Source organism: Streptomyces antimicrobicus (assembly GCF_020532625.1).
In the GTDB taxonomy this organism is placed as follows: Bacteria; Actinomycetota; Actinomycetes; order Streptomycetales; family Streptomycetaceae; genus Streptomyces; species Streptomyces antimicrobicus.
The window spans coordinates 1-5,173 of sequence record NZ_JAJAUY010000228.1 but is presented as its reverse complement, the minus strand read 5'-3'; the positions used below and the strand labels follow the sequence as shown (position 1 = coordinate 5,173).

5 protein-coding genes are annotated in these 5,173 nt (G+C 75.1%); all 5 read right to left on the bottom strand.

Translation table 11 applies throughout. The annotated features are described in order from the left end of the window. On the bottom strand, nucleotides 1-765 hold a 765-nt coding region (locus LG632_RS29410; protein WP_226730975.1), incomplete at its 3' end, for an IS701 family transposase. Between the two features lie 223 nt (nucleotides 766-988). After that, nucleotides 989-1,759, bottom strand: coding sequence for a 4'-phosphopantetheinyl transferase family protein (locus tag LG632_RS29405; RefSeq protein ID WP_226730973.1), 771 nt, complete (start codon nucleotides 1,757-1,759; stop codon nucleotides 989-991). After that, nucleotides 1,756-2,136, bottom strand: coding sequence for an acyl carrier protein (locus LG632_RS29400; RefSeq protein WP_226730971.1), 381 nt, complete (start codon nucleotides 2,134-2,136; stop codon nucleotides 1,756-1,758). The genes LG632_RS29405 and LG632_RS29400 overlap by 4 nt, the downstream gene beginning before the upstream one ends. A gap of 2 nt (nucleotides 2,137-2,138) precedes the next feature. Then, a complete protein-coding gene (locus LG632_RS29395; protein ID WP_226730969.1) occupies nucleotides 2,139-4,469 on the bottom strand; it encodes a xanthine dehydrogenase family protein molybdopterin-binding subunit in 2,331 nt (776 codons plus the stop codon). Further along, nucleotides 4,466-5,101, bottom strand: a complete 636-nt coding sequence (locus LG632_RS29390) for a (2Fe-2S)-binding protein (RefSeq protein WP_308109437.1) — start codon at nucleotides 5,099-5,101, stop codon at nucleotides 4,466-4,468. Before LG632_RS29390 ends, LG632_RS29395 begins: the two co-directional genes overlap by 4 nt. Between the last annotated feature and the right edge of the window lie 72 nt (nucleotides 5,102-5,173).

Here is a 5,173-nt window from a genome sequence, read left to right as displayed (position 1 = left end):
CAGCCGGGCCACGTCGGTCGTCCCGGGGCCGCGCTCGCCGGCGGGTCCGCACAGGACGGGCATGGCGGCCGGGACGGAGACGGCGAAGGGGACGCCCCGCTCGGCGAGGCCGGCGATCAGCCGGGCCGCCTCCTCGGGGGTCTCGGCGTCGGCCTCGGCGACGACCGGAACCCCGGCCGTGGCCGGATGGCCGGCGGCGGCGTCCACGAGGTCGAGGCCGAGGTGGCTGGTCAGCCCGCCGCGGGCGCCGGCCGGTATCCGGGCCCGCTCGCGCAGTTCGGGGTCCTCGCTCCAGCGGCCGGGCAGGCTCAGGCGCCAGTCGACGGGGACGGTGCCGCGGTCGGTGACCAGGAACAGGCCGAGCGCGTGCTGGCAGCTGAGGGTGCGGCCGCCCGCGGGGTCGAACCGGCGGTGCACCCCGGCGGAGCACTCGCCCCGCTTGGGGATGACCACCGGGACCATCCGCAGGGCCCGCACCTCGGCGCGTTCCCCGCACCAGGCGGCCAGCTCGCGGCGGACCGGGTCCCACTGCCAGGTGCTGGAGTTGACGATCTGGTGCAGCGACTGCGAGGCGGTGCCGAAGGTGCCGGCGGAACGCGCCATGTTGCGCACGGACTTCTTGCCGGGCGTCGTGACCAGCCCACACAAGTACGCGCCGGCCCAGCGGCGCTGATCGGTTCGCGGCAGGCAACGGAACAGGCGCCGGGCCAGTGAGTCGGCGGTCGGCACGGTCTCCGGCATGCGCGCGGCCTGCGGTACAGGCATGGCGAGCTCCCTCCGGCGAGCAGGTCGTGTGGCCAGGATCGTTAGAATAGCGAGTGTTCTCTTTGTTTTGCGACCCCTCGTCGGCGGAGGACCGACTTTGGCAAGTTCCAACGGCCTGTGCCCCCGCTCCCGTTCGGCGGGCGGACACGCCCGAGGGCCCCGGCCGGTTCCGCACCCCGGCCGGGGCCCTTCCAGGACGCGTCTGGCCGACGCGTCCGGCTCTTCAGGCGGCGAGCTCCGCCAGCACGGAGTCCTTCCGTGCCAGATCGGCGCGGGTGCCGCTGTAGAGGCTGTCCATGGGCAGCCAGCGCAGCGTCACCGGGCCCGACGGGGCCCCCTCGTAGCCGATCACCGCCGCGGCGGTGTGGCGCGGGCCGGCCGGTACGTCGACGACCGTCCAGCCCTCCGGGTGCCGCTCGGACTCCCACCCCAGGTAGTCCAGGGAGAGGTCCCGGCCCAGTCCCGTGCCCAGGCCCTTGAGGAAGGCCTCCTTACGGGTCCACAGCCGGCCGAACGCCGAGGTCCCCGCGCACTCGGGGACCTCCGCCAGCTCGGCGCGCTCGTCCGGGTGGAGGGCCTGGGTGCACACCCGGGCCGTCTCCGCGCTCGGCACCTTCTCGACGTCCACGCCGATCGGCACCCGAGCCACCCCGATCAGCACCACACCGCTGCTGTGCGACAGCGAGAAGTGCAGGTCGGACTGAGGGTTCACCAGCACCGGCCGGCCGTGCTGCTGGTCGCAGCACGGGCACGGCCCCCGCCCGAAGACGAGCTCGCGGGCCGGTTCACCCACGTACGAGGAGAGCACCCGCCGCAGCGCGATGTGCGCCGCGGCGTACAGGTACCCGCCCGCCTGCCGGCGGCAGGCCCGGGCCCGTTGGAGCTCGTTCTCGTCCAGTTCTTCCATGTCGAGGACGCCGGTGATGTCGTCCGGCTTGGGCTGCCGCAGCAGCCACACGTCCGCGCCGGCCGGCGGCGCCAGGGTCGCGGTCATCCCCCATACCCGAGCAGGGCCAACAGCATGCCGGCCAGGGCGTGCGTGTCCTTCGCCATCAAGATCTCCTTCAGTTCCGGCGCGACGCCCAGTGCGTCCCGGAGCCGGTACTGGAGCTCACAGCCGAGCATCGACCCCACGCCGACGCTGACCAGCGTCCGCTCGGTGTCCAGCGCGGCCGGGGTCAGGCCCACCGAACGGGCCACCTCCGCCCGCGCGTACTCGAACATGATCTCCTCGCGCTCCGCCTGGCTCGCCGATGCGAGCGCGGCCGCCGAGGGGGCGGTCACGTCCGCGGCCAGCGGGCCGTCGGTCACGGTCTCGGGAAGATCCCAGTCGGGGTCGGTATTCAGCCAGTCCAGTACTGCTTGATCCACTGTCACGATGCCTCCTTGGTCGATGCCTCGGCCGGCGCACGCGCCGGTTCCTCGGCCCGTTTCAGCGACATGAGCGAACGCACCCGCCAGGGGTGCAGGGGCAGCGCGCCGACGTCGCCGGCCAGCCCCAGGGCGTCCCGTACGGCACCGGCGAGGACGGCGCCGCTGCCCGCGGTGCCTCCCTCGCCGGCCCCGCGCAGGCCGAGCGGATTGCCCGGTGCCGGCGCGTCCTCGTAGACCTCCACCTGGATGTCGGGGAGTTCGTCCGCGCGCGGCCACAGATAGGTGTCGAGCGTCAGCGACTGCGGCACGCCGCGCTCGTCGTAGCGGAACTCCTCGGTCAGCGCCCCGCCGATGCCCTGGACGGCGCCGCCGAGCAACTGCCCGCGCACCGCCTCCGGATGCACCGCGCGGCCGACCTCGTAGGTCACGGCGTAGCGGGTCACGTCGACCTTGCCGGTGTCGGGGTCGACCTCGACCTGCGCGAAGTGCGCGCCGTAGGGGTACGTCATCCCCTGCGCGGCGTACGTCGCCCGGCCGATCAGGCCGACCTCGTCGCCGGCGGCCGTCCAGCGCGGGGCGTAGCTCGCGGCGGCGATGGCGCCCCAGTCGAGCCGGCGGTCGGGCGCGTCCTCGACGGCGAGGCCGCCGTCGCGCGCGACCAGCGAACCGGGGGCCGCGCCGAGCAGTTCGGCGGCCACCGCCCGCGCCTTGTCCAGCACCTTCGCCGCGGCGTCGCGCACGGCCGTGCCGCCGACCACGGTCGAGCGGCTGCCGAACGTGCCGCCGCCGTCGGGCAGCAGATCGGTGTCGGAGAGCACGACGTGCACCGAGTCCACCGGTACCGCGAGGGTGTCGGCGGCGATCTGGGCCATCACGGTCTGGATGCCCTGGCCGACGTTGGCGCCGCCCATGACGACCCGGACCGCACCGGTCACGCCGATGTCCACGACCGCGCTGTCGTAGCCCAGGCCCGCCTTCTCCAGGATCACCGCGCAGCCGGTGCCGACCAGCCGGCCCTGCGCGCGGGCCTCGGCCGCCTCCGCCCGCCACCGGTCGTAGCCGACGTCGGCGAGGGCCTTGTCGAAGTGCTCCAGGTGGTCCTTGCCGTCCAGCAGCATGGGCGAGCCGAAGACCGACATCGGCCGCTCGTGCGGCAGTTCGGCGGCGGTCAGCAGATTGCGCCGGCGCAGCTCCACCGGGTCCAGGCCCAGGCGCGTCGCGGCCAGGTCCAGGGCGTGCTCGCGCACGAAGTTGTGCTGGAAGCGGCCCGGGGCCCGGTAGGTGCCGATCGGCGTCTTGTTGGTCTTGACGATGTGCACCCGGGAGCGGCAGGCGGGCAGCCGGTACGGACCGGAGATCATCGACGCGGTCAGCGCCGCCACCACCGCGCCGTGGGTGCGCACGTAGCCGCCGTTGTCGAGCCACGCCTCGTCGCGCAGCGCCAGCAGCCGGCCGTCGGCGTCCAGGGCCAGTTCGATGCGGTGCTCCTGCTCGCGGGCGTGGTTGGCGGCCACCATGTGCTCGGCGCGGTCCTCGCTCCACTTGACCGGACGGCCGGTGCGCAGCGCGAGGAACGGGACGAGGAAGTCCTCGGGGTAGAACTCCCCGCGGATGCCGAAGCTGCCGCCGGCGTCCGTCTCCCGCAGGTGGATGCGGTGTTCGGGCAGCGCGAGCAAGGTGGCCAGGACCCGCCGGTTGATGTGCGGGATCTTCGCGGCGCCCCAGACGGTGAGCCGGCCGGTGTCCGGGTCGGGTTCGGCGACCAGCCCGCGCGGCTCCAGCGGGGTACCGCTGTGCCGCCCGGTGCGCAGCTCGGCGGCGACCACGTGGGCGGCCCCGGCGAAGGCCGCGTCCACGTCCCCGTACCCGAAGTCCACGACCCCGACCTCGCAGGTGGCGGCGGGCGCCGTCCGCGCGTCGAGGACGGGCTCGCGCTCGGCGAGGTCCAGCGCGACCAGCTCGGCGGCGTCCTCGGCGAGGTACGGGTCCTCGGCCAGCACGGCGGCCACCGGCTCGCCCGCGTACCGCACGTGCCCGCGGGCCAGCGGCGGCTGGAGGTGCGGGGTGAAGTCCAGTCCGGGGTGCGGCTGGCGGACCGGGATCCGCAGGTGCGCGGGCAGGTCGGCGGCCGTGACCACGGCGACCACCCCGGGCAGCGCGGCGGCCCGGGCGGTGTCGACGCCGCGGATCTCGGCGTGCGCCAGCGGCGAGCGTACGACGCGCAGCCACAGCTGGCCCGGCCGCACGACGTCGTCGTGGAAGCGGCCCCGGCCGCGCAGCAGCCGGTCGTCCTCCAGGCGGGGCACGGAGCGTCCCAGGGCGCCGCTCATCGGGTCACCGCCTCGATGGCGTCGACGATCGGCCGGTAGCCGGTGCAGCGGCACAGGTTGGCCGCCACGCAGGAGCGGATCCGCTCGCGGCCGGGGGCCGGTTCGCGGCGCAGCAGGGCCGTGCCGAGCATCAGGAAGCCGGGGGTGCAGAAGCCGCACTGGAGGGCGAAGTGGTCCTGGAAGGCCTGCTGGAGCGGGCCGAGCCGGCCGTCGTCCTCGGCGAGCGACTCCACGGTCTCCACCCGCTGCCCGTCGGCCTGCACCGCCAGCACGGTGCAGGCCCGCACGGGCTCGTCGTCCACCAGCACGGTGCACGACCCGCACACCCCGGTCTCGCACCCGACCCGCGTCCCGGTGAGCCCCAGGTCCCGCCGCACCACGTCGGCCAGACTCCGCCGCGCCTCGACCTCCAGGGCGTACGGGCGTCCGTTGACGGTGAGCTTGAGGGGGACGGGCTCGGGGGCGCCGGGGGTGCTGGGGGCAGGGGCGCTCCAGGTGACGGACGCGCCTGAGGTGCCGGGGGTGGCGGAGGTGTTGGGGGTGCCGGAGGTGTTGGGGGTGCCGGAGGTGTTGGGGGTGTCGGAGGTGTTGGGGGTGTCGGAAGTGCCGAGGGTGCCGGGGTCGGGGGTCATGCCGCCACCGCCTCGGGCGCGCGGGGTGCCGGGTCGGGCAGCGGGGCCGCCGCCGGCTCGGGCGCGGGGTCC